The organism is Raineya sp. (assembly GCF_053497555.1).
The window spans coordinates 1-21,310 of record NZ_JBRCWE010000112.1 but is presented as its reverse complement, the minus strand read 5'-3'; the positions used below and the strand labels follow the sequence as shown (position 1 = coordinate 21,310).

The 21,310-nt window shown below is 37.9% G+C and carries 23 protein-coding genes; 12 read left to right on the top strand and 11 right to left on the bottom strand.

Annotated elements, in window-relative coordinates; translation table 11 throughout:
* Window positions 1-87 precede the first annotated feature (87 nt).
* Both ACWITO_RS14125 and ACWITO_RS14120 read left to right on the top strand, forming a co-directional pair.
* Window positions 88-594: a hypothetical protein gene (locus ACWITO_RS14125; RefSeq protein WP_448530640.1), complete on the top strand. Its 507-nt coding sequence runs from the start codon at window positions 88-90 to the stop codon at window positions 592-594.
* Window positions 595-598: 4 nt separating this feature from the next.
* On the top strand, window positions 599-1,297 hold the full coding sequence (locus ACWITO_RS14120) for a hypothetical protein (protein WP_448530639.1): 699 nt from the start codon (window positions 599-601) through the stop codon (window positions 1,295-1,297).
* Between the two features lies 1 nt (window position 1,298).
* Here ACWITO_RS14120 and ACWITO_RS14115 read toward each other — a convergent pair whose 3' ends face one another.
* Window positions 1,299-2,402, bottom strand: a complete 1,104-nt coding sequence (locus ACWITO_RS14115; protein WP_448530638.1) for an AMP-binding protein — start codon at window positions 2,400-2,402, stop codon at window positions 1,299-1,301.
* Between the two features lie 32 nt (window positions 2,403-2,434).
* Between ACWITO_RS14115 and ACWITO_RS14110 the strand changes: the two genes are divergently transcribed.
* The 4 genes from ACWITO_RS14110 to ACWITO_RS14095 are packed head-to-tail and all read left to right on the top strand — an operon-like array spanning window position 2,435 to window position 6,700.
* Window positions 2,435-3,157 (top strand): pyridoxine 5'-phosphate synthase, encoded by a 723-nt coding sequence (locus ACWITO_RS14110; RefSeq protein ID WP_448530641.1) that lies wholly within the window; start codon window positions 2,435-2,437, stop codon window positions 3,155-3,157.
* A 19-nt stretch (window positions 3,158-3,176) separates the two neighbouring features.
* Window positions 3,177-4,559 carry a DNA methyltransferase gene (locus tag ACWITO_RS14105; protein ID WP_448530637.1) on the top strand — a complete coding sequence of 461 codons (1,383 nt, stop codon included), beginning with the start codon at window positions 3,177-3,179 and terminating at the stop codon, window positions 4,557-4,559.
* Window positions 4,560-4,564: 5 nt separating this feature from the next.
* Window positions 4,565-5,482 (top strand): CfrBI family restriction endonuclease, encoded by a 918-nt coding sequence (locus ACWITO_RS14100; RefSeq protein ID WP_448530636.1) that lies wholly within the window; start codon window positions 4,565-4,567, stop codon window positions 5,480-5,482.
* Window positions 5,483-5,539: 57 nt separating this feature from the next.
* Window positions 5,540-6,700, top strand: coding sequence for an FtsW/RodA/SpoVE family cell cycle protein (locus ACWITO_RS14095; protein WP_448530635.1), 1,161 nt, complete (start codon window positions 5,540-5,542; stop codon window positions 6,698-6,700).
* Between the two features lies 1 nt (window position 6,701).
* Here the strand turns inward: ACWITO_RS14095 and ACWITO_RS14090 are convergent, their stop codons facing one another.
* Both ACWITO_RS14090 and ACWITO_RS14085 read right to left on the bottom strand, forming a co-directional pair.
* Window positions 6,702-7,655 carry an L-threonylcarbamoyladenylate synthase gene (locus ACWITO_RS14090; protein WP_448530634.1) on the bottom strand — a complete coding sequence of 318 codons (954 nt, stop codon included), beginning with the start codon at window positions 7,653-7,655 and terminating at the stop codon, window positions 6,702-6,704.
* Window positions 7,652-8,134: a hypothetical protein gene (locus ACWITO_RS14085; protein WP_448530633.1), complete on the bottom strand. Its 483-nt coding sequence runs from the start codon at window positions 8,132-8,134 to the stop codon at window positions 7,652-7,654. The genes ACWITO_RS14090 and ACWITO_RS14085 overlap by 4 nt, the downstream gene beginning before the upstream one ends.
* Before the next feature lie 112 nt (window positions 8,135-8,246).
* On the opposite strand from ACWITO_RS14085, the gene ACWITO_RS14080 reads away from it, so the two are divergent.
* On the top strand, window positions 8,247-8,675 hold the full coding sequence (locus ACWITO_RS14080; RefSeq protein ID WP_448530632.1) for a hypothetical protein: 429 nt from the start codon (window positions 8,247-8,249) through the stop codon (window positions 8,673-8,675).
* Here ACWITO_RS14080 and ACWITO_RS14075 read toward each other — a convergent pair.
* On the bottom strand, window positions 8,659-8,910 hold the full coding sequence (locus ACWITO_RS14075; RefSeq protein WP_448530631.1) for a hypothetical protein: 252 nt from the start codon (window positions 8,908-8,910) through the stop codon (window positions 8,659-8,661). The genes ACWITO_RS14080 and ACWITO_RS14075 overlap by 17 nt on opposite strands.
* A gap of 21 nt (window positions 8,911-8,931) precedes the next feature.
* Window positions 8,932-9,207: a 30S ribosomal protein S15 gene (gene rpsO / locus ACWITO_RS14070; protein ID WP_448530630.1), complete on the bottom strand. Its 276-nt coding sequence runs from the start codon at window positions 9,205-9,207 to the stop codon at window positions 8,932-8,934.
* Window positions 9,208-9,358: 151 nt separating this feature from the next.
* Between rpsO and ACWITO_RS14065 the strand changes: the two genes are divergently transcribed.
* Window positions 9,359-10,669, top strand: coding sequence for a cryptochrome/photolyase family protein (locus ACWITO_RS14065; RefSeq protein ID WP_448530629.1), 1,311 nt, complete (start codon window positions 9,359-9,361; stop codon window positions 10,667-10,669).
* Here ACWITO_RS14065 and ACWITO_RS14060 read toward each other — a convergent pair.
* Window positions 10,666-11,625, bottom strand: a complete 960-nt coding sequence (locus ACWITO_RS14060; RefSeq protein ID WP_448530628.1) for a hypothetical protein — start codon at window positions 11,623-11,625, stop codon at window positions 10,666-10,668. The genes ACWITO_RS14065 and ACWITO_RS14060 overlap by 4 nt on opposite strands.
* Before the next feature lie 115 nt (window positions 11,626-11,740).
* On the opposite strand from ACWITO_RS14060, the gene ACWITO_RS14055 reads away from it, so the two are divergent.
* Window positions 11,741-12,364: a hypothetical protein gene (locus ACWITO_RS14055; protein WP_448530627.1), complete on the top strand. Its 624-nt coding sequence runs from the start codon at window positions 11,741-11,743 to the stop codon at window positions 12,362-12,364.
* Window positions 12,365-12,367: 3 nt separating this feature from the next.
* Complete coding sequence (locus tag ACWITO_RS14050; RefSeq protein ID WP_448530626.1) at window positions 12,368-14,356, top strand: GAF domain-containing protein; 1,989 nt, start codon at window positions 12,368-12,370, stop codon at window positions 14,354-14,356.
* Between the two features lie 54 nt (window positions 14,357-14,410).
* On the opposite strand, the gene ACWITO_RS14045 is transcribed toward ACWITO_RS14050, so the two are convergent.
* From ACWITO_RS14045 to ACWITO_RS14025, 5 genes are all read right to left on the bottom strand, one after another.
* A complete protein-coding gene (locus tag ACWITO_RS14045; RefSeq protein ID WP_448530625.1) occupies window positions 14,411-14,815 on the bottom strand; it encodes a LysM peptidoglycan-binding domain-containing protein in 405 nt (134 codons plus the stop codon).
* Between the two features lie 114 nt (window positions 14,816-14,929).
* Window positions 14,930-16,129: an aspartate aminotransferase family protein gene (locus ACWITO_RS14040; protein WP_448530624.1), complete on the bottom strand. Its 1,200-nt coding sequence runs from the start codon at window positions 16,127-16,129 to the stop codon at window positions 14,930-14,932.
* Window positions 16,130-16,273: 144 nt separating this feature from the next.
* Window positions 16,274-16,918 carry a lysophospholipid acyltransferase family protein gene (locus tag ACWITO_RS14035; protein WP_448530623.1) on the bottom strand — a complete coding sequence of 215 codons (645 nt, stop codon included), beginning with the start codon at window positions 16,916-16,918 and terminating at the stop codon, window positions 16,274-16,276.
* A gap of 95 nt (window positions 16,919-17,013) precedes the next feature.
* Entirely contained in the window at window positions 17,014-17,517 is a 504-nt protein-coding gene (locus ACWITO_RS14030; RefSeq protein ID WP_448530622.1) for a bactofilin family protein, read from the bottom strand.
* 107 nt (window positions 17,518-17,624) lie between these two features.
* A complete protein-coding gene (locus ACWITO_RS14025; protein WP_448530621.1) occupies window positions 17,625-18,488 on the bottom strand; it encodes a M23 family metallopeptidase in 864 nt (287 codons plus the stop codon).
* A gap of 185 nt (window positions 18,489-18,673) precedes the next feature.
* On the opposite strand from ACWITO_RS14025, the gene ccsA reads away from it, so the two are divergent.
* Window positions 18,674-19,381 (top strand): cytochrome c biogenesis protein CcsA, encoded by a 708-nt coding sequence (gene ccsA / locus ACWITO_RS14020; RefSeq protein WP_448530620.1) that lies wholly within the window; start codon window positions 18,674-18,676, stop codon window positions 19,379-19,381.
* 420 nt (window positions 19,382-19,801) lie between these two features.
* Window positions 19,802-21,310: phosphoenolpyruvate carboxykinase (ATP) (gene pckA, locus ACWITO_RS14015; RefSeq protein ID WP_448530619.1), on the top strand; the 1,509-nt coding region annotated here is incomplete at its 3' end.

Genomic DNA, 21,310 nt, shown 5'->3' with positions numbered 1-21,310 from the left:
TTCAAAGTGTTTTTTCATTTGAGATTTTCAGAAAAGTTTTCTACCTTTGCGAAAATTTTGAAAACGTTTTCTTAAAAGTAAATCTTTATGAAAGAGTTATTAAAGCACCTGCCTGCTATCAAGAAATTTGTAGAAGAGCGTACCCAGGCGATTCAGGAATTGAGCGATAATACCGTTAAAAATTTTTTACGAGAAGCCTATAAATTACCTTTTCTCTTTCCTGTAAGAATTATTGTGAGCGAAGAAAAATTTGTGAATTTTTTATTTGATATGCGGAAAGACCTCTTTGATGGAAAAAATATATTTTTCACTTCCGAAACCAATGAAAGCGAACAGAATAATACAGAGACACCCCAAAAGCAGGAAAATATCGTAAAAGAAAATGAACACCCCTCTAAACAAGAGCCAAAAGCGAAGAAAGTTGTAAAAAGTACCGCAAAGCAAGAAAATAATTTTCAAGAAAAGGATTTGAGCAAAAACGAGAAAAAAACTAAAAAAGTTACATCAGATTCCAATACTACTACCAAAAAACAGACCATCAAAACCACTGCCACCCAAACCTCTACGCTTAAAACCAAAAAAGTAAAAGCCTAGTGCCTTGAAAGAAACCAAGAGTACCTCTCATAAGAAATTACGTACATCATTGCTTATTTTAGCAAGTTTAGGGGCATTTTACTGGATTTACTTTTATGTGTGGGGCTTTTCGCCTCTACGAGTAGAAGAAGCAAATAAAATCAGAGGCGGACTAGCGAATTTATACAATCAGCCCAAAGAAATCATTTCAAAAACTTTTCATCTTGCACTTTTGGATTCTTCTCAAAAAGAGCAAAACTTGTGGAATTTGGCAAGTGCTTATTACGAACTCAATCAGAAAAATTTAGCCTTGCGTTTTTATGATTCGCTGGCTCGTTCTACCAAATCGGCAGAATGGCAGTCGCAAGCTAAAGCTCAAATGGGGAACATTATCTTTCTTACCGCTCCCCAAGCCTTGGATTCAGCCTTGCACGCCTACAAACAATCGCTTTATCTTGCAGAAAATAATGAAAATGCTCGCTTCAATTACGAGCTACTCAGAAAAATCGCTCAAAAAAATGCCCCTCCTTTGAAAGATAGGACAAACCCTTCGCCTTTGCCCACACCGCTTGATACCATTGTAGAAGTACCAATTTTCAAAGAAAATAAAAGTCAGAACGAACTTTTAGAGGCAATTACCAATCAAGAGCAAGAGCTATTACGCAAATATTTTCAGAAAAAAACACCTTCCAGCCCTACAAGTAAAAACTTACCCGATTGGTGATTTACAAAATTCTTTTAATTTTGCCTGTGGCAGTTTGTTCAAAACGACTTTTGTAGAGAATAGATTTGGGTACATAATATTTGTTGGTAGTGAGCTGAGCAATTTTATTTAATATTTTCTCTTCTTTTTCCACATTCCAGCAAGCATTTTCCACACAAAGTACCAGTTTTTGTCCGAGTTTTTCGTCAGGTATGCCTGTGCAAAAAAAACGATTGTGGATATTTTCAGCTTCAAAAACTTTTTCCACAATCTTTTCCACCATTTCCAACTGAATTTTCACTCCACCACTATTGATAACATTATCCATTCGCCCTATAATTCTGAAAGTATCATTGGGTAAAATTTCAGCAATATCATTGGTAATAATTTCCTGAAAATCAGTAGTTGGGGAAGTAATACAAAGGCAACCTCGCTTATCTAAACGAACTTTTACCCCCTCTAAAACCTGAAAAAAATCGCTTTTTTCCTTTCCATTCAAAGCACGGATAGCAATATGTGAAAGGGTTTCGGTCATTCCGTAAGTGTGAAAAATAGGAATTTTCAGCTTTTCAATGCTCTTTTCCAAAGAATTAGCAAGACTTGCTCCCCCTAAAATAATAGTGCTTCGTTTATGAAAAAGTCGGTTAATTTTTTCAGGTGTTTGTTCCAAAATACTTTGCATTTGGAAAGGAACAAAAGCGGCAAAGTCAATTTTTCGGCTTAGTTCCAAATTTTGTAGAGGATTGCTTTGGGGTTCTTGTAAAATGATATGCCAAGCCAGTTCCATTGCACGGATAAGCATCATTTTGCCTGCAATAAATTCAGCAGGTAAGCATAGCAAGGTAACTTCTCCTCCTTGGAGCTGAAAGGCTTTTTGCGTAAGAGCTACACTAGCTCGTAGTTGCTTTCGGCTTGCCTGAATAGTTTTGGGTGTTCCTGTGGAGCCAGAAGTTTGAAAACTAAAAATTTCTTTTTCGCTTAGCCAATCTTTACAAAATTCTAAAATTTGGCTTATCCAGTGAGGCAAGTTTTCATCTTTGGTAAAGTGGAAGCAGTCTTGTTTGCTCCAAGAGTATTCCTTGTAATAAATGCGAAAATCTGTTTGTTTTCGTAAAATTTTTATCATTATTTTGTAAAAATTTCTTGTCTTTGCCCAATATGACCAAGTTAAGCGTAAATATCAATAAATTTGCAACACTTCGCAACGCAAGAGGGGGAAATAACCCAAATATCGTAAAAGTAACCCAAGATGTGCAACGTTTTGGGGCAAATGGTGTTACGGTGCATCCTCGTCCCGATGAGCGGCACATTCGCTATCAAGATGTTTTAGATATTGCTCCGCTAATTTACACAGAATTTAATATTGAAGGGTATCCCGATAAGCGTTGGTTAGATTTGGTTTTGCGTGTAAAGCCTACTCAAGCCACGCTTGTTCCTGATGCCCCTAATGTACTTACTTCTAATGCAGGCTGGAATGTTGCAGAAAATCGTGTGTTTTTGAAGGAAATAGTAGATACCTTGCAAAAAGAAGGCATTAGGGTTTCTGTTTTTGTGGAAACAGATTTGAAAAATATTGAAAGCGTAGCAGAAATTGGGGCAAAACGCATAGAACTCTATACCGAGCCTTATGCTAGACATTATGCTGAAAATCCTCAAAAAGCGGTGGAGCCGTACATCAAAGCGGCTGAATTAGCGAAAAATATTGGATTAGAAGTAAATGCAGGACACGATTTGAGCCTTGAAAATCTTGCTTTTTTGAAAAAAAACATTCCATTTTTAGCAGAAGTTTCTATCGGACACGCCCTTATCTGCGATGCTCTATATCTGGGCTTGGAAAATACAATACAATTGTATTTAAAGGAGTTAGGAAGTTTTAACTGATGAATAAAAAGCACTTAAAATGCTTACAAAAGAATTAGTAAAAGAATTCATAAGTAAAAACAATGGCAAAGAGCTATCTTTTTTGATTGATAAGCAAAAAGATGTAGGTAGTCTTGTGTTTATTTTAGAGAATTTGGGGCATTTACCTAAAAATTTTGATGGAAGTATTTTGCTACCATTACTCCAACACGAGCATCAACAAGTGAGGTTATTGGCGGTAAAAAATATTGCTAAACTGACACAAGAGAAATTTTTGCCTTATCTTATTGAAATGTTTGCAAAAGAAACTAATACAAGCGTAAAACGAGAGATAGTTTCAGCGATTGGGCGAATGAGAAATATTCAAAATAAAAAAATTCTATATCAATTTTTACAAGACTCTGACCCTAAAATTGTTTGTCAGGCTATCAGAGGTTTATTGGTGTTTGAAAAAGATAAAGAAGTAGAACAACACCTAAAACCCTTGATAAATCACCCCAACGAAATGGTGAGGAATGTAATATACAAAGAGTTTTTTGGAGAAAATGAAAATGCTCAACCCAATACTTTGCCACATACCGAAACATACGAATTTCTCAAGAATGTAGTGGTAAATGCTGATGTTTTAGACGTTCTGAAATACATACCTAATGAAAGCGTGCATTTAACTTTTACATCTCCACCCTACTACAATGCGAGAGATTATTCTATTTACCCAAGCTATCAAGCATATTTAGAATTTTTAGAGGAGGTTTTCAAGGAAACACACCGTATCACCAAAGAAGGTAGGTTCTTGATTGTGAATACTTCTCCCATTATTATTCCGAGGGTTAGTCGTTCTCATAGTAGTAAGCGTTATCCAATTCCATTTGATTTACACCCTTATTTGGTCAGGAACGGCTGGGAATTTATTGATGATATTATTTGGCTAAAACCCGAATATTCAGTTAAAAATCGCATAGGGGGCTTTATGCAGCATCGCAAACCATTGATGTATAAGCCTAATGCCGTAACTGAATATCTTATGGTGTATCGTAAAACTACTACCAAGCTAATAGATTGGAATATAAGAAGTTATGATAAAGAAACAGTAGAAGCAAGCCGAGTACCTGAGGGCTATGAAACTACAAATGTTTGGAAAATAGACCCTTGTTTTGATAAGGTTCATTCTGCTGTTTTTCCCGTCGAGTTGTGCAAAAGAGTGATACAATATTACTCATTCAAAGGAGATTTAGTTTTTGACCCTTTTGCAGGTAGTGGTACCGTAGGACGAACCGCCAAAGCTATGAACAGAAAGTTTTTGCTTACGGAAAAGAACGAAACTTATTTTAAATATATGAAAAGCAAAGCCAAGCCAAGTTTATTAGAAGAGGATACTAAATTTCTGACATTAGCAGAATTTGTAAATTATATTTTACCCTGAGCTTTATGACACTCACAGAAGAAGTGATTAAAAGAATTATTACAAGATTGATAAAAGGCGAGGATTATCGCATTGAGGTTGTGGCTCTCATCAATGCAGAATTTTTGCAATTTGCTATGGAATTTTTTGAAAGGATTGTACAAGCCAAATTACGTAATAAAGATTTTGTAGATTGGTATAAAAAGGAATTTCTTAACACTTCTCTTAACAGCAGTGAAATAGCTATCAATTCAGGATTGAACATAAAAACCATTAACAATATGTTCAACTCCGCCAAAAAAGAAGTTGTGATAGATGCTTCAAACGAACATTATGAAGTTTTGTATAATTCTATTTCAAAACTTGTTGAAAGTAAAAACGAAATAGACCTTAACCTAACTATCAAATTTAGGGGTGTCAGTGTTGAATTGAATATTAACGAAAGTTTGATCGTTATCAACACTTTGGCAGTAAAGCGTGCCGCTCTACGAGGTGGTTTGTGGAGTACAGCAGGGAAAAAGGTTGAAAAGCCTCTAATGCTAACTCTATGTATGCTCTTTGAGGTTTCCAAAGATAATTATAGTTTATATTTGAAAAGAAAGAATGTAGAGCAAGATGATGATTTGGGGTTTGAGCGAGAAATTGATTTTTTTCTCAAAAATAATCAAGAAAGTTACAAGTGTGAAGTCAAGTTAATGGGTAAAGGTAATCCAGAAGGAGCTGATACAGTAGTGGCCAGAGATAGTAAAGTTTTTGTTGCGGATAAACTTTCTGACCTAAACAAAAAGCAGTTAGATGCCTTAAAAGTCAATTGGGTGGAGTTAAGAAGCGAAGATGGTTACAAAAAATTTGGAAAGGTACTGCAAAACCTGAATATTCCACATACTCCTTTTTCAGGCGATTTGAGTAAAAGATTAGCGGAGATATTTGCATTGATATTTTGAATTACTCTTGTTTGTATTTTCTTTGGTATATGATATGAATAGAAATCAATTTTACCTATGCCACCACTTACCAATACCGATTTTAGCGAAACACCTTCTTTGAAAAAAGAAAACAGCATTTTCAAAGGCGACCCTATCATTTGGTATATCGTTTTGGCTTTTTCCATTATTAGTGTGCTTTTGGTGTATAGTGCCACGCAAAGTTTGGCTTATCGTGAAAATAGTGGCGACACGGTGCATTATCTCAAAAAACATTCTTTGTTTTTGGTACTTTCTTTGGTGGTTATGTGGCTGGCTCATCTGATAGACTATCGTTTTTATGCAAGACTTTCGCGATTGGCATTGCAAATTTCTGTTCCTTTGCTTATTATTACAATGTTTTTTGGGGTAGAGCTTAATGAAGCCACCCGAAGTCTTATTATTCCCGGTTTGAATGTTTCTTTCCGTCCTTTTGATTTAGCTAAATTAGCTTTGATTGCTCATCTTGCCGCAATGCTTTCTCGTAGGCAACAAAACATTGAGAATATTCAGGAGTCGCTAATGCCGATGATTACTTGGATAGGTATTATTTGTGGGCTTATTGCAGTGAATAACTTTTCTACTTCTTTTGTCATTTTTGTTACTTCTTTGCTGGTGATGTTCATTGGTAGAGTTCCTGTGCGTTATTTTGCAACGATTGCGGTAGTAGGTCTGCTAGTGATAGGCATTGCATTGGTTTCGGGTTCTCGTTGGGAGACTTTCAAATCGCGGGTAAAATCTTATTACGAATTGATAGAAACTCCTGAAAAAGCCCAAAACACACAAATTGAACAATCTTTCATAGCCATTGGTACAGGAGGCTTTTGGGGCAAAGGACCGGGCAGAAGCACGCAGCAAGAGTTTCTTTCACAAGCCTATTCAGATTTTATTTTTGCGGTTTTGGTAGAAGAGTATGGCTTTATAGGGGGAGCAATTGTGATATTTTTGTATATGGCTCTGTTGTATCGTTCAATGATTATTATGTCGCGAAGCAATCGGGCTTTTGGCGGTTTGCTGGCTACGGGACTTGCATTTAGCCTTGTGATGCAGGCTCTTGTACATATATGCGTAACGCTGGGGCTTGTGCCTGTTACAGGCTTGCCACTTCCGCTGTTGAGTATGGGTGGAACTTCCTTGCTTTTCACAGGGGCAACTATTGGTATTATTTTGAGTGTAAGCCGAGGCGATATTCAGGAATAAGCTATCTTTTGGCACTGGCTCTGCGAAGGCGGTCGTTGATGGCTCTACCCAAATCTTTTTCGGGCAATAGCTCTGCCCAAATTACCTTAACGGGCATTTTATCAAGTTTTCTGAGCATTGCAAACAGATTTTTTGCCGCTTCTGTAAAATTACCTTGCTCTGAAAGTATTAGTTGGTTTTCAAGGGGAATTTCAGGTATAGCTTCTCTAAAAACCAAAGTACCTATATCTTGTCGGGGGTATTTTTGCAAAATTTCTTGCAAATCGCCTAAAAATAGCTTTTTGGTAGGGGCATAATGGCTTTCCAGATTTCCTGGTGCCAGAGGATTGGAAGTAGAATGTGTTTTTACTTCTACTGCACCAATCAGACGCTCTATGGCTTCTACGGAAATTCCACCTAAACGATAAATAATCGCTTTTTCACCTTCAAACCCTACAATAGTTGATTCTACTCCTACGCTACAATTACCTCCGTCTAAAATCAGAGGGATTTTTTCACCTAATTGCTCGGCTACGTGCTGGGCAGTGGTTGGGCTGATGTATCCGAAAGGATTAGCACTTGGAGCCGCCAGCGGGAACTCTAATCTTTGCAGTAATTGTAGCGTAAGAGGGTGTTTGGGGATACGAACTGCTACAGTCGGCAAGCCTGCGGTTACCAAATCGGGAATGATAGGCTTTTTGGGTAAAAGTAAAGTAAGCGAACCCGCCCAAAATTTTTCGGCAAGTAAAAGAGCTTTGGGGGGAAATTCAAGAACAAAACTTTTTATTTTTGTCAAACTATCGCTGTGTACTATGAGAGGGTCAAAGGTAGGGCGATTTTTTACTGCAAAAATTTGGGCTACAGCTTCTTCGCTCAAAGCGTTTCCCGCCAATCCATATACCGTTTCGGTAGGAATCGCTACAAGTTTGTTGTTTCTTAATAATTTTTCTGCTAAATCAAGGTCTGTACTTATCATTGCTTTGCTCCAAAACGAATAGCTCCCAAAAAACGACTAACTATGGTGAAAAATAGTACTACCAATAGACCTGCTTCTGTGGGTACAGGCAAGCCGTTGGCTCCTGTGGCGTAAATATCCAACCAAAAGCGAGTAAAACTATTATCAATGCTATCCAAAAGCCTTTTACCGAAGTCATCGTCAAAGATATTACCCAAATGTATGCCCCAATACACTAAAATAACCACCCAAAATAACAAATAAATGAGAAAAAGTTTGTCCCATAATTTAGGTAGTAAATTTGTTGGAGTTACGGCTGTATGTTTTTTTCTAAAAAACATTATTCCGTACAAAGAAGTTATGAAAGAAATAAGCATACAACCCCCAAAAACCCAGAAATTTACTTCGTAATAACCTAATACTTTGTAAGATAACCACGTAGCAACAAAAAAGCTACCCAGCAGAGAGGCGAATACATCACCTATTATTTTGCTTTTCATAGCCTAAAAGAGTTTAGAGATTTACACAAAAGAAAAAATTTTTTTCATTTTTTGAAACTTTTTGGAACTTCTTGCGTAAATAATATAGAAGGCTTAACTTAAATTGTTGCTTATGCTTTGGTTCAACTTTTTCAAAGGTAACAAAGATGCAAAATCTCTTGCTACTAAAAGCCATTTGGACAACCTTATCCAGATAGCGAAAATTGATGGTTATTATGACGAGGTAGAAAAAGATTATCTCCTCAAAGTGGCTCAAAGTTACAATATTCCTGCAAGAAATATTGAGGAAGTAGAAAAATATTCTCACAAAGTTTCAATGGCAGAGCCTGAAAACAAAGAAATGATTTATCGCCAACTTTATGAACTTGTAGGAATGATGCTTGCCGATGGCGTAGTGCATAATCAGGAAATAGAACTCTGTGCTCGTTTTGCCGAAGAAATGGGGGTAGCACAAAGCAATGGAATGACTTTTATCTCTAATCTTGTCAAAGAAATTGAAAAAGGAGCTTCTCCCGAAGATATTGCTAAACTTTTGGGCTAAAACTTTGTAGCATATATTTCCTTCTTATCTTATTGAGCAAAAACTTTTTTTGCATTTCAAAACTATTGGGGTGCAATTCTGCAAAATCTGCTTGTAATTTTAGCCAAAGTTCGGGTTCTGCTTGGGCAAGTTTTTGCCAATCAATGTTTTTCTTTTCAAAATAGCTTTCCAAACTAATATCGGTTTCCATAATTCTACAAATAAAAAATGCCAAAACTTTTGCAAGTAGTGGCATTTGGTAGTGTTTTCAAGCAAATTACTTTCTCAAATTTAGCTCCTTCAAAATAGCTCTATAACGCTCCAAATCATTCTTTTGAAGATAATTGAGCAAACTTTTACGCTTACCTACCAGTTTCAAAAGACCTAAACGGGTAGAATGGTCTTTTTTGTGAGTTTTCAAATGCTCGGTAAGGTGGTTAATTCTTTCAGTAAAAAGAGCTATCTGAGATTCAGGAGAGCCTGAGTCGTTTGTACTTTTAGAAGGACTATATTTGGCAAAAAGTTCCTGCTTTTTTTCGCTTGTCAAATACATAATCTTAATGCTTTTATTCCAAACCAAAATTGAGAGTGCAAAGGTAAAAACAAAAATTGAATTAGCCAAAGTTTTTTTGGAAAAAATTAAAGGGTGGATTAAAACTTTTGAAAAACTTTCTTGTTTTGAAAGTACAAAAACTTTACTTTTTATGCAACCCGCCGTAAGTATTTTTTGGTTTCGCAGAGATTTGCGTCTGTATGATAATGCAGGACTTTACTACGCTTTAAGTGGAGCTTATCCCGTAGTGCCGATTTTTATTTTTGATAGAAACATTTTGGACGAGTTGGAGGATAAAAACGACCGCCGAGTTACGTTCATTCATCAAGCTATTACCGAAATTCAAAAGCAACTTTTGGCTTTGGAAAGCAGTTTGGAGGTTTTTTATGGATTTCCGATAGATATTTTTAGAAAACTTACAGAAAAATACGAAATAAAGGCAGTTTTTACAAATCACGATTACGAACCTTATGCACGCACACGCGACAGCCAAATAGCAGATTTTCTCAAAAGCAAAGGAATTTCTTTTTTTACTTTCAAAGACCAATGTATTTTTGAAAAACAAGAAATTTTAAGCAATACAGGCTCGCCTTATTCAGTTTTTACGCCTTATAGCAAAAAATGGCTCGCACAACTCACCCCCAAACACTTGGAAAGCTATCCCACAGAAAGCTATTGGGGTAATTTTTACAAACAAGCACCGCAAAGCATTATCAGCCTTGCGGAAATGGGTTTTATGGAAGCAGACCAAAATTTTCCCAGTAAAGCCATAAGAGAAGAAATTTTGCAAAACTATGCCGAAAAACGCAATTTCCCCGCAGTAGAAGGAACTTCGCGTTTGGGTGTGCATTTGCGTTTTGGAACGATTAGTATTCGTGAGCTTGGCAGAGTGGCAAAGAGGCTAAATCAGACTTTTCTGAATGAACTGATTTGGCGAGATTTTTATATGATGATTCTTTGGAATTTTCCTCACGTGGTTTCGCAGGCTTTCAAAAAGGAGTATGACCAAATTCAGTGGCGAAATAATGCCGAAGAGTTTGCTCTTTGGTGCGAAGGCAAAACGGGCTATCCTATTGTAGATGCAGGTATGCGAGAACTGAACGCCACAGGCTATATGCACAACCGAGTGCGTATGATTGTGGCAAGTTTCCTGACTAAACATTTGCTCATTGATTGGCGTTGGGGGGAAGCGTATTTTGCAAAAAAACTTTTAGACTTTGACCTTGCCGCCAATAATGGTGGCTGGCAATGGGCAAGTGGTAGCGGTTGCGATGCCGCCCCATATTTTAGGATTTTCAACCCTACTGAGCAGACTAAAAAATTTGACCCACAACTTCAATACATCAAAAAGTGGGTGCCCGAGTTTGCAGATTTTTCTTATCCCAAACCTATTGTAGAACATACTTTTGCCCGAAATAGAGCCTTGGAAACCTACAAAAAGGCTTTAGGGCAAAAAGTTTAATTGCTATTTGTTACTTTGTAGCTTTTCGTTTTATTTCTGCCAAAAGCTATTTGCCAGCCAAAATAAGGTAGTGGGATAGTAGACAAATCGCCGTAGGCATAATCCTGAACGGAAAATATCATTACGCCCGCATCAAAAAGGTGGTTTTTCCTCACAAGCCTGAAAGCTAAAGAGGAAGATAGTAATGCGAAATCATTGAAGTCTTGGTAAATGTTTTGCGTAACCAAAAAAGTACGCCAAGTCATAGGAATAATTGCTGAAATTTGCAATTGGCTCGTCGTATAACGAGTAGTGCCTAAAACTGCACTAGGAGAAAAGAGAATGCCTAAACCCATAGTAACATTTTTACGCCTATTGCCCAAAGTTAGTAGAATATTAGGATTCGTAACTACCTGAAAACCCCGAAATCCCGAAATAACAGCGGGTACAATTATATTATTCGCCTGCAAGGCTAAATGTACACTCGGATTGATGGAATGTGAAAGTTTGAAGTTCAGGTTGGAAAGCAAAAAAGGCAAGGGTAATAAAAAAGTGCTAAATCCTGCACTAAACTTATCCGAAAAGCCATAATTCGCCCCTGTAAAAAGTAACAAATTGGTTTGGTAATTACCACTTTGGGCTTCGGGGGAAAAAGCCGAAGGCATAAACAAATACCTATCAGGAACAGGATTGTAAGCATTGGCTACACTTTTGGCTTCTTGGGTACTATACTCAGTAGCTTCCTGATTTTTATCCAAAACCTCAAAAATCTTGATGTTTTCAAAAGGTATTTCTATAATTCCCAGACTTTCCGTTTCCAGCACCCAAAAAGTTTTATTGATTTCCAAAAGTTTGCCTTTGAGTACATTGCCGTCTTTGAGGACTATCTGATATTTTTTGCTAATTTCTTGGGCTTGTAAGCCCTGAAATACCATAAAAAGCACAGAAAAGATGAATACAGAAATTTTCATAGTCATAATTTATTTTTTTGCAAAGTAAGAATTTTCTCATAAACTTACATCATAGTTTCTAAAATTTTGCGGGCTAATTTTTATTCTTTATCTTTGTAAGAATGCAAACTTTGGTAGAGCTATGAAACACGTTTTTGTAATGATTATTGTAGCTTTTTGCTTGATGAATAGCAACTTACAGGCTCAAATTTTGGCAGAAGGGAGAGTGCTTCAAGGGCGAGTAATGGATAAAGAAGGCAATTTGTATTCAGGTAGGCTCAAATACGATACCGATAAGCAAACCGTAATGGTAGAAATTGGAGGAGTAACCAAAACGTTCAGTGCAAGGCAGATAGATTATTTTGAGTTTTTTGATGAAAAAGTACGTGTGGGCAGACGTTTTTTAGCTTTACCTTATCAAAAAAATCCGAATATCAATTACGAAACTGTGCAGTTTTTTGAACTGATTTATGAAGGCAAAAGGGCTACATTATTAGGAACAGAGTATTTGGAAACGCGTGCCAATCCGCAACCGGGCTGGGGTTGGTATGGAATGGGAGCTACTACTTTTTCGTATCGGATAGTAACCGAATTTTATGCTCTAAAGTCTAACGGAAAGATAGTGAAATTGAAAACTAATAAGAAAAAACGTTTTTTTGAACAAATGCAAGAGCCTCGTCTGATAGATTTTATCAAAAAAAATCGTTTAAGTTTGCAACAACGTGCTGATATGGTTCGTATTTTTGAGTTTTACAACAACTTGTAAGTTATGGCAGAAACTACTAATGCACCCAAAAAACGCAGTTTGCTCAGGCGTATTCCGTATTATTTCCGCATAGATTTTACCACGATTCAAGGAAGGCTGACAGGGGGCTTCCTTTCTATGGCACTTATTTCGTTTATTCTGATACAAGGGGCAAACTATCAGTGGGGGCTGATGCTTCAAAATCGTAATTTTGTTCTGCAAAGAATTATTCCCGTAAAATATTTTGCTTCTGCTCTCAATGATAAAGTGCAAGAAAGTATAGTAGCCGTAGAAAAGGCTTTTGTTTTCAATGATGAGCAGTTTCTGAAAGAATATGAAAATATTTGGCTCAATGGTGTAAAGGCAAATCGCGATTCTTTGGAAAAATATGTCAAAAAAGCACAAAATAACACCGTATCGGTGCTTTTTTCTAAAATTGATAACCAACTTACCAATTTGAAAGCAGAGCTTAATCAGCTAAAAAGTGTGTATGTTCGGCGTAAGCAAATTGTAGGGGTAGATAACGTGAATCAGCGTTTGCAGAAATCTTTACAGACCGATGTGGCTCTGATTGTATCGGATTTGAGAAAAACTGCCGAAGAAATTATCATTCAGCAAGATAATACCGAAAAAGAATATGACGAAAAATACCAAAATTTGGCATATTGGCGGGATTGGATTGTGGCAGGAGAGTTTATAGTAGCAGTAGCCGTAGCGGCATTTATTGGCTCTTTGCTCATTTTGCTTATTCTTAGACGTATTCGTAGTATGCGTGATAGCCTGCGTATTCTTACCAAAGGCGATATTCCTCCCCCTATTCCCGAAGCCCAAGACGAACTTAACTCTATGGTGCAAGCGGTAAATGAACTCGCTCAAAACCTGCAAGTAATTAAAACCTTTGCTACCGAAGTGGGGCAAGGTCGCTTTGATTCTGAAGTAGCCGTTTTTGGTGGAAAAGGGGAACTTGGAACTTCGCTTGCCGAAATGCGTAATAGTTTGAAAGCCGTATATGAACAAGAGCAACTGCGGGCTTGGGCAACTGCGGGGCTTGCCAAATTTTCTGAAATATTACGCCGAAATACCGATAATTTAGAACTGCTTTGTACCGAGGTAATTTCTGAAACGGTGCGTTATTTGGGTATCAATCAGGGGGGGATTTTTGTGCTGAACAAAACCGAAAAAGAGCCTATTTTGGAGCTAAAAGGAATGTATGCTTTTGATAAAAAGAAAAGTATGCAAAAGCAAATTCGCTTGGGCGAGGGGCTTTTGGGGCAAGCCTTTCTGGAAGGTGGCGTAGTGCATATCAAGCAAGTTCCTCCTGATTATGCTTTGGTAAAGTCGGGTTTAGGCAATTTACAGCCCAAAAGTATCCTGATAGTACCTTTGGAATATAATAACGAAGTGATTGGTTGTTTTGAGTTAGGAAGTTTTACTGAATTTGAACAGTATCAGATTGATTTTGTAAAAAGTATTGCAGAAGTAACAGCTTCTACAATTATTTCCGTGTTTGCCAACGACTCCACTCGCCGCTTGCTTTCAGAAATGAAGTCTAAGACTGATGCCATTCGTGAGCAAGAGGAGTATTTGCGTCAGAATACGCAAGAGCTAATTCATTCCCAAGAAGAGCTTGAAAAAAATCTCTTGCAAAGTGAAAAAGAAATAGCCAAACTTCGCTTGATTTTAGATAGTGTGAGTGATGCCATTTTGGTATATTCGGAGAAAGGTATTATTCAGTTTGCCAATCGTCAGGCGGAAAATATGTTTGGCTATGAATCGGGAGAGTTGCAGGAAGTAAGTGTAAGAAATTTGTTGGATATACTGCCCGATGAAATCAGAAGCGATTTTACGGCTACTCGTACCCGTAGAACGGAAGGCGGAGTGGCTACCAAAGATGTAAGAAAAATTAAAGCGGTAACTAAAAATGGTTTTCGTTTTGATGTGCAAATGCAGGTCAAAAACTTTGAATCGGGGCAAGATAGGTTGCTTGTAGCGACTATTCAAAGCCTTTCGTAAAGAAATGAGTTAAGCGATGTTGTCGCTTTTAGCGACAACATCGCTTTGTATTTCTTATTGAGGTATTCTCAATACCATTCCTACTTTAATGATATCGGGGTTGCTACCAATTACATCTTTGTTGGCTTCGTAGATTTTGGTGTATAAAGCACCATTTCCTAAAAGTTTTTGGGCAATACCCCAAAGAGTATCTCCTGCTTGTACGGTGTAGGTTTGTTTTTCAGCTTCAGCTTTACGAACTTCTTCTGCAACGCTCAAACCTGTAATAATTTTAGTCAAACCTTCCACATTTTGCACATCTGCAAGTACAGCTTGCTTATCAGCGGCAGTTTCTACTTCGCCACGAATGGTTACTTCTGTGCCATTCACGATTACCTCCAAATCGCGAACTCTACCTCTTACTGCCTCTTCTACTTTGGCTTTGAGGGCTTTTTCAGCCATTTCTTTCAAATCAAACATAATTGTAGGGGTTAAATTGTTTGTGTGAAGTTAGGTATAAATTTTTTTTCAAACAATTTCTTGCAAGCCTTTTTTCGCCCAAATAGTAAATTTTCTCGGTAAAATTTCATTTGTTTAAGTTGAACGATAAACACGCTCAACAGCTTCTAAAATGAGTTGGCAGGCAGTTTTAATTTCCTCTTCCGAAATTGTAAGTGGAGGAGCAATACGCATAGCGTTATCGCAGAACAGAAACCAGTCTGTAATTATGCCCAAGTCAAGAGCTTTATCAATAATTCTTTTAAGCAAAGCAAAGTTTTCAAATTCTACAGCCATAAGCAAACCCTTATGGCGAATTTGGCGTATGAGTGGGTGTTTGAGGTTTTGCAAAAAAATTTGGGCTTTTGCTTCGGCTTGTTCGGCTAATTTTTCTTCTAAAATCACTTCCAAAGTAGCTTTTGCCGCTGCGGTGCTTACAGGGTGTCCGCCAAAAGTGGTAATATGCCCCAAAACAGGGTTTTCGGTAAAGGATTGCATTATGCTCCGATGAGCAATAAATGCTCCGATAGGCATACCACCTCCCATTCCTTTGGCAAGTACCAAAATATCAGGCACTATGCCAAAATGCTCAAAAGCCCACAATTTGCCTGTTCTGCCAAAACCCGCCTGAATTTCATCTAAAATAAGCAAAGTGCCTTTTTCTTTGCAACGTTTGGCAAGCTTTTCAAAATAATTGGAGCAAGCTACTTTTACACCTGCCTCGCCTTGTATGGTTTCAATGATAACACAAGCGGTTTTTTCTGTAATTTGCTCCAAATCTGAATAACTGCCATAATGTATATGCTTTACCATAGGCAGTAAAGGACGATATGCCCTTTTGAAATATTCGTTACCGCCTACCGAAAGAGCCCCTTGGGTAGAGCCGTGGTAAGCATTGTAACAGCTAATAATTTCCATTCTGCCTGTAAAGCGTTTGGCAAGTTTCAAAGCACCTTCTACGGCTTCGCTTCCCGAATTGGTAAAATAAACATTATCTAAACTTGCAGGCAGATTTTCCACTAATTTTTGAGCCAAAAGCACTTGCGGACTTTGTACATACTCGCCATAGACCATCAGATGCAAATACTTTTGCAGTTGAGCCTGAATAGCCTCCATTACTTTGGGGTGGCGATGCCCTACGTTGCTTACACTAATACCCGAAATAAGGTCTATGTATTTTTTGCCATCGGGGGCATACAGGTAAATGCCTTCGGCTCTTTCTACTTCCAAAAGTAAAGGTGAAGGCGAAGTTTGGGCAAGAAAACGCAAAAATAATTCTCGGTGAGAGGCAAACATTATTTTCCTAATGAACCTGTTTTGTCTTCAAACTTGAACTGAAAACGCTCCGATTGCTCAATAGCGTCCATTACTTGTGCCAAAATATTTTCTGCACTATCCTCATAATTGATAAAAAGAGGTTCTTTGAACGTAACGGAAAGTTCAACACCTGTTTTTTTTCAGAAAAAGCCCTTTTTTATCAAATGCTCTGCGAAAACCATTGATAACCACAGGCACCACCACAGGTTTGAACTCTTTGATAATATGAGCAGTCCCTTTTCTGCCCGGAGCGAAGGCTTTGGTAGTTCCTTGCGGAAAGGTAATCACCCAACCATCTTGGAGGGCTTGTCCTACGTTTTCAATATCTTTCAAATCCACTTCCCGCTGAATGGCTTTTCCTGCCTCTCGCCAAGTACGTTTTACTTTGATTGCCCCTACGTAGGCAAATAGGCGAGGTATCAGACCAGATTTCATTGTTTCTTCGGCGGCTACAAAATAGACATTACTGCGAGGGCGAAGCAGATACAACGGATTACGATGATTTTTAGTGATTTTTGAGCCTACGGTGCAAAAAATATGAAGCATTGTAATTACATCAGCAAAATAAGTTTGATGATTGGAAACAAAAAGGACACCTTTGGCAGGAAGCGTTTCTAAAATTTCACGACCTTTTACTTGGGTTTTGTTGAGCCAGTTCAGACGTGGGAAAGTAAGGCTTCCAATGAGTGAAATGAGCAGTTTTTTCAGTGGAATAAGATGCCCGAAAGAATCTTTTTTGATAAAAGGTAGTTTAATTGCCAATTTCATAAGCATTCCATTTTTGCCGAAAATGAAAACAGAATAAAAAAGGCAATCTGATAAAATTGCCTTTGAAGTTAGGAATATTGAATACCTTTATAGGGCTAAATTTTCAAATCGCTGAAAACGGAACTTGTAGATACTTCTTCTTTGCTATTTTCGGTTTTAGAGTTAAAATTATTTTCAGTTTTTGTATCTTTTTGCTCGCTCATCATTTTCTTGATTTGGTTAATATCGCCCATTTGGCATTTTCCATTGAAAATAGCACCTGCCTCTACTACCATTTTAGCGGTAATAATATCGCCATTGATGATAGCAGTGGATTTGAGAACCAAAAGTTCGGCAATTTCCAAAGAGCCTTTCACCTCGCCTTCAATTTCAGCATTTTGAGCAGTGATACTGCCCTCTACCAAAGAGGCATTGCCCGTAGCTACTTTGGATTTGCTTTTTATATCGCCGATGAGTTTGCCATCTACACGCACATTGCCGAAGGTATCAATATTTCCTTGCAATGTAGCCCCTTTGCCGATATTAGTGCTGGCATTAGAAATCTTATCAATTTCTTGAGTTTTAGGGGTTTCTTTATGCGAACTTCCAAACATTGCCATAATTTAAGAGCGTTTTAGTTTTGATAAAAATTTGGTTTTAGTTTGAGAGAAACGAATGAAATCCTGAATTATTGAGAAATTACGCTGAAAAGATACGAATTTTTTTCTTAAAAAGAAACAAATTTTTCAGGATTTATTGCATTTCCCTTGTACCAAAGTTCAAAATGAAGGTGAGGTCCCGAAGAAAGCCTACCCGTGTTGCCGATAATGGCAATTACATCACCCGCTTTTACAAAATCACCTACTTTTTTGAAAAGAGCGGCATTGTGTTTGTAAAAAGTTACGATTTCGCCCTGATGCTGAATAGCAATTACATTGCCCGTGTCTTCTGTCCAAGAGGCAAGAATTACGGTGCCATCGGCGGCGGCTTTGATAGGCTCGTTGGCTTTGGCAACCAAATCAATGCCAAAATGCTTATTTTTGGCATCAAAGCGTTCGGTGATAGTACCCTTGATAGGCGGAAAAAACGAGATACCCTGCAACTTGGTTTCTTCTTTGCCCATTTTTGTTTCTTTAAGGCTGATATTCATACTTTCATATTCTTTTCGCAAGTTCAAATCGGCTTGTGAAATATAATCTTGAATGGTATCAGTTTGGGCAACTTGATTTTTGATAATTTTAGAAGTATCGGTTCGTAAATCTTTTACATTCCCCTCAATAGCTTTTCTAAAATTCTGATAATAACGCTCATACTGATTGGTTACTTCCAGCAGGGAGTCTACGGTATTTGTAAGTGCGAGCAGTTGTTTTTTCATTTGCAGTTCTTGAGAGCTTTGCAATATTTTGCCACTTTGGCGAGGAGCAAGCCAAAACCCCAAAATAAACATCATTACCAGTACAGGCACTACCAAAACCAAGGCTTTGGTGTGGCTATACGAAAAAGTACGCTTTTCCTCAAAATTTTCCTCATCTCTTACTACTACTTCGTAACGATGCGAAAGCCACGCAAATAAACTTTCTTTGATTTTCATTGACTAAAATTTTTGCAAAAAAACAAAAAAATCAGCATTTCACCGAAGTTTTTGGCAAGATTATCTAAAAGTTTGAGCCTTATTTACTAATTTTGCAAACTAAAAACTCTCTCAAAAGGTTAAAAAGCAAGGTTTGAGATTTTGTTTGCAAACCTACAATTTTCTGAACTTCAAAATTTCCTTATATGTTTCGTTTGGCTTGGTGGAAATGGGTTACAACTATTTTCCTGATTTATGCAGTAATAGCAGGTTTTTTAGTGGATATTCCTCGCCTGCAAACAGGTAATTTAGACCACACAGCTCGGAATTTATATTTTCACGTGCCTATGTGGTTTGGAATGGTCTTTGTGCTAACGCTTTCGGTAGTTCATTCTATTTTGTATTTGCGTAAAAATCAAGAAATTGGCAATCTGAAAGCAGTTTCTTTTGCCGAAGTGGGGGTATTATATGGTACGTTGGGGCTTATTACAGGAATGGTATGGGGCAAATTTACTTGGGGCGACTTTTTGCCTCGTGATGTCAAGATTTATGGTGCGGCAGTAGCTATGCTGATTTATTTGGCATATTTTATACTACGGTCTGCCATTGAAAACAAAGAGCAGGCGGCTCGTATTTCAGCAGTTTATAATATTTTTGCCTATGCGGTGTATATTCCTCTTATTTTTGTAATGCCTCGCCTCTACGATAGCATACACCCAGGTAATGGTGGTAACCCCGGCTTCAATGCTTACGACCTTAATGGCAATATGCGTATGGTTTTTTATCCTGCTGTGATAGGTTTTTTGGGATTATCTTTGTGGATAGCCATATTACGGACACGTATGCGTGCTTTGGAGCAAGCATTGCAAATTACAGAAAACAAAAAAGAAGTGAGCATAGAAACTATTTCTTAAACTGATAAAGGTTGGATAGTTCCATATCTTACTTCTTGGCTCTTAAAAATTTTATACCTCAATAAAATTGCTTTGAGAAAACCCCTATCCCTAAATCCCTTTCCCCAAAGTAGAAAGGGACTTTTGCTCACTCAAATTTTCCACATTCATTTTTTAGTATAAGTTTTCATTTTCTAAAATCTTGCCGCCGTCAGGCGTAGCACCGGCGATGATGTCGCTCCGAGCGACATCATCGCTTTCTGTTCCACCCTAAATTTCATTTTTTTGGAAAGAAATTCTCAAATCGTTTGTTACAGAGTTTTGCGTTTGTAATCTTATACAACTTCTTACTCAAAAAGTAACCATTGTTTGTACTTACCCAAGATTTTTTTGTATCTTTGCGGAAATTTTTTCATTTTTTGTTCAACTCAATCAAGGTTTATGGAAGAAATTGGTAAAAAATCCTCTAAAAGTGGTTTGCAAGCCATTGGCATACACAAAGTAGCAAAAGCCTATTGGAATCTTTCTCCTGCCGAGCTTGTAGAGCAAGCCCTTGCTCGCAAAGAAGGTACTCTTGCCGATAATGGGGCTTTGATGTGTGATACAGGCAAATTTACAGGTCGTTCTCCCAAAGACAAGTTCACCGTGTTAGATGCTAAAACCAAAGATTCTGTTTGGTGGGGCGATATTAACCAACCTTTTGATGAAGCCAAATTTGATGCTTTGCACGCCAAAATGATAAAATTTTTAGAAAATAAAGAGGTTTTTGTGCGTGATGCCTATGCGGGGGCAGATGAAAACTATCGTTTGAATTTGCGTGTCGTAAATACAATGGCTTGGCATAATCTTTTCTGCTATAATCTTTTTTTAAGACCTTCCGCCGCTGAACTGGAAACTTTTGAACCTAACTTTACAATCATCAATATTCCCGAATTTCAGGCTGACCCTGCCGTAGATGGTACTCGTCAAGCAAATTTTACCATTATCAATTTTACAAAACGTATTATTCTTATTGGTGGCTCGGCGTATGCGGGTGAAATGAAAAAAGGTATTTTTACGGTGCTGAACTACATTTTACCTCACGAAAGAAATACGCTTTCAATGCACTGCTCTGCCAATGTGGGCAAAGAAGGTGATGTAGCTATTTTCTTTGGACTTTCAGGAACAGGTAAAACTACCCTTTCCGCTGACCCTCAACGCAGTCTGATTGGTGATGACGAACACGGCTGGACAGAAAACGGCATATTTAACTTTGAAGGTGGGTGTTATGCCAAAGTAGTAAATATTACTCGTGAAAATGAACCTCAAATTTGGGACGCTATCAAGTTTGGAGCAGTTCTGGAAAATACTCGTTGCTATCCTGATACACGCACCCCCGACTATACCAATATTTCAGTAACAGAAAATACAAGGGTAGGGTATCCCATTCATTTTATTAGTAATGCATTAGAACCTTCGGTAGCAGGCATACCCAAAAATATTTTCTTCCTAACTGCTGATGCATTCGGGGTGCTTCCACCTATATCCAAACTTACACCAGGGCAAGCAATGTACTTTTTCATATCGGGTTATACTGCCAAAGTAGCGGGCACAGAAGTAGGCGTAGTAGAGCCACAAGCAACTTTTTCAGCTTGTTTTGGTGCTGCGTTTTTACCTCTACACCCTACCAAATACGCTGAGCTTTTGGGTAAAAAAATGCGTGAACATAAAGTTAATGTTTGGCTGGTGAATACGGGTTGGACAGGCGGTCCGTATGGGGTGGGTTCTCGTATGAAGCTCAAATATACGCGTGCTATGCTTACGGCGGCTATGGAGGGCAAATTGGATAATGTAAAATACATCAATCACCCTGTTTTTGGAGTAGCAGTACCGCAGTCTTGCCCTGATGTGCCCAGCGAGGTGCTGAACCCCCGTGATACTTGGGCAGATAAAACGCAATACGACCTGAAA

Coding starts and splice junctions, on each gene's coding strand:
- ACWITO_RS14050 (WP_448530626.1), top strand. CDS start 12,368: ATGGCAGAAACTACTAATGCACCCAAAAAACGCAGTTTGCTCAGGCGT.
- ACWITO_RS14040 (WP_448530624.1), bottom strand. CDS start 16,129: ATGTTTGCCTCTCACCGAGAATTATTTTTGCGTTTTCTTGCCCAAACT.
- ACWITO_RS14105 (WP_448530637.1), top strand. CDS start 3,177: ATGCTTACAAAAGAATTAGTAAAAGAATTCATAAGTAAAAACAATGGC.
- ACWITO_RS14115 (WP_448530638.1), bottom strand. CDS start 2,402: ATGATAAAAATTTTACGAAAACAAACAGATTTTCGCATTTATTACAAG.
- ACWITO_RS14090 (WP_448530634.1), bottom strand. CDS start 7,655: ATGATAAGTACAGACCTTGATTTAGCAGAAAAATTATTAAGAAACAAC.
- ACWITO_RS14085 (WP_448530633.1), bottom strand. CDS start 8,134: ATGAAAAGCAAAATAATAGGTGATGTATTCGCCTCTCTGCTGGGTAGC.
- ACWITO_RS14125 (WP_448530640.1), top strand. CDS start 88: ATGAAAGAGTTATTAAAGCACCTGCCTGCTATCAAGAAATTTGTAGAA.
- ACWITO_RS14065 (WP_448530629.1), top strand. CDS start 9,359: ATGCAACCCGCCGTAAGTATTTTTTGGTTTCGCAGAGATTTGCGTCTG.
- ACWITO_RS14055 (WP_448530627.1), top strand. CDS start 11,741: ATGAAACACGTTTTTGTAATGATTATTGTAGCTTTTTGCTTGATGAAT.
- ACWITO_RS14045 (WP_448530625.1), bottom strand. CDS start 14,815: ATGTTTGATTTGAAAGAAATGGCTGAAAAAGCCCTCAAAGCCAAAGTA.
- ccsA (WP_448530620.1), top strand. CDS start 18,674: ATGTTTCGTTTGGCTTGGTGGAAATGGGTTACAACTATTTTCCTGATT.
- ACWITO_RS14075 (WP_448530631.1), bottom strand. CDS start 8,910: ATGCCACTACTTGCAAAAGTTTTGGCATTTTTTATTTGTAGAATTATG.
- ACWITO_RS14110 (WP_448530641.1), top strand. CDS start 2,435: ATGACCAAGTTAAGCGTAAATATCAATAAATTTGCAACACTTCGCAAC.
- ACWITO_RS14030 (WP_448530622.1), bottom strand. CDS start 17,517: ATGGCAATGTTTGGAAGTTCGCATAAAGAAACCCCTAAAACTCAAGAA.
- ACWITO_RS14025 (WP_448530621.1), bottom strand. CDS start 18,488: ATGAAAATCAAAGAAAGTTTATTTGCGTGGCTTTCGCATCGTTACGAA.
- ACWITO_RS14080 (WP_448530632.1), top strand. CDS start 8,247: ATGCTTTGGTTCAACTTTTTCAAAGGTAACAAAGATGCAAAATCTCTT.
- ACWITO_RS14095 (WP_448530635.1), top strand. CDS start 5,540: ATGCCACCACTTACCAATACCGATTTTAGCGAAACACCTTCTTTGAAA.
- rpsO (WP_448530630.1), bottom strand. CDS start 9,207: ATGTATTTGACAAGCGAAAAAAAGCAGGAACTTTTTGCCAAATATAGT.
- ACWITO_RS14100 (WP_448530636.1), top strand. CDS start 4,565: ATGACACTCACAGAAGAAGTGATTAAAAGAATTATTACAAGATTGATA.
- ACWITO_RS14035 (WP_448530623.1), bottom strand. CDS start 16,918: ATGAAATTGGCAATTAAACTACCTTTTATCAAAAAAGATTCTTTCGGG.
- ACWITO_RS14060 (WP_448530628.1), bottom strand. CDS start 11,625: ATGACTATGAAAATTTCTGTATTCATCTTTTCTGTGCTTTTTATGGTA.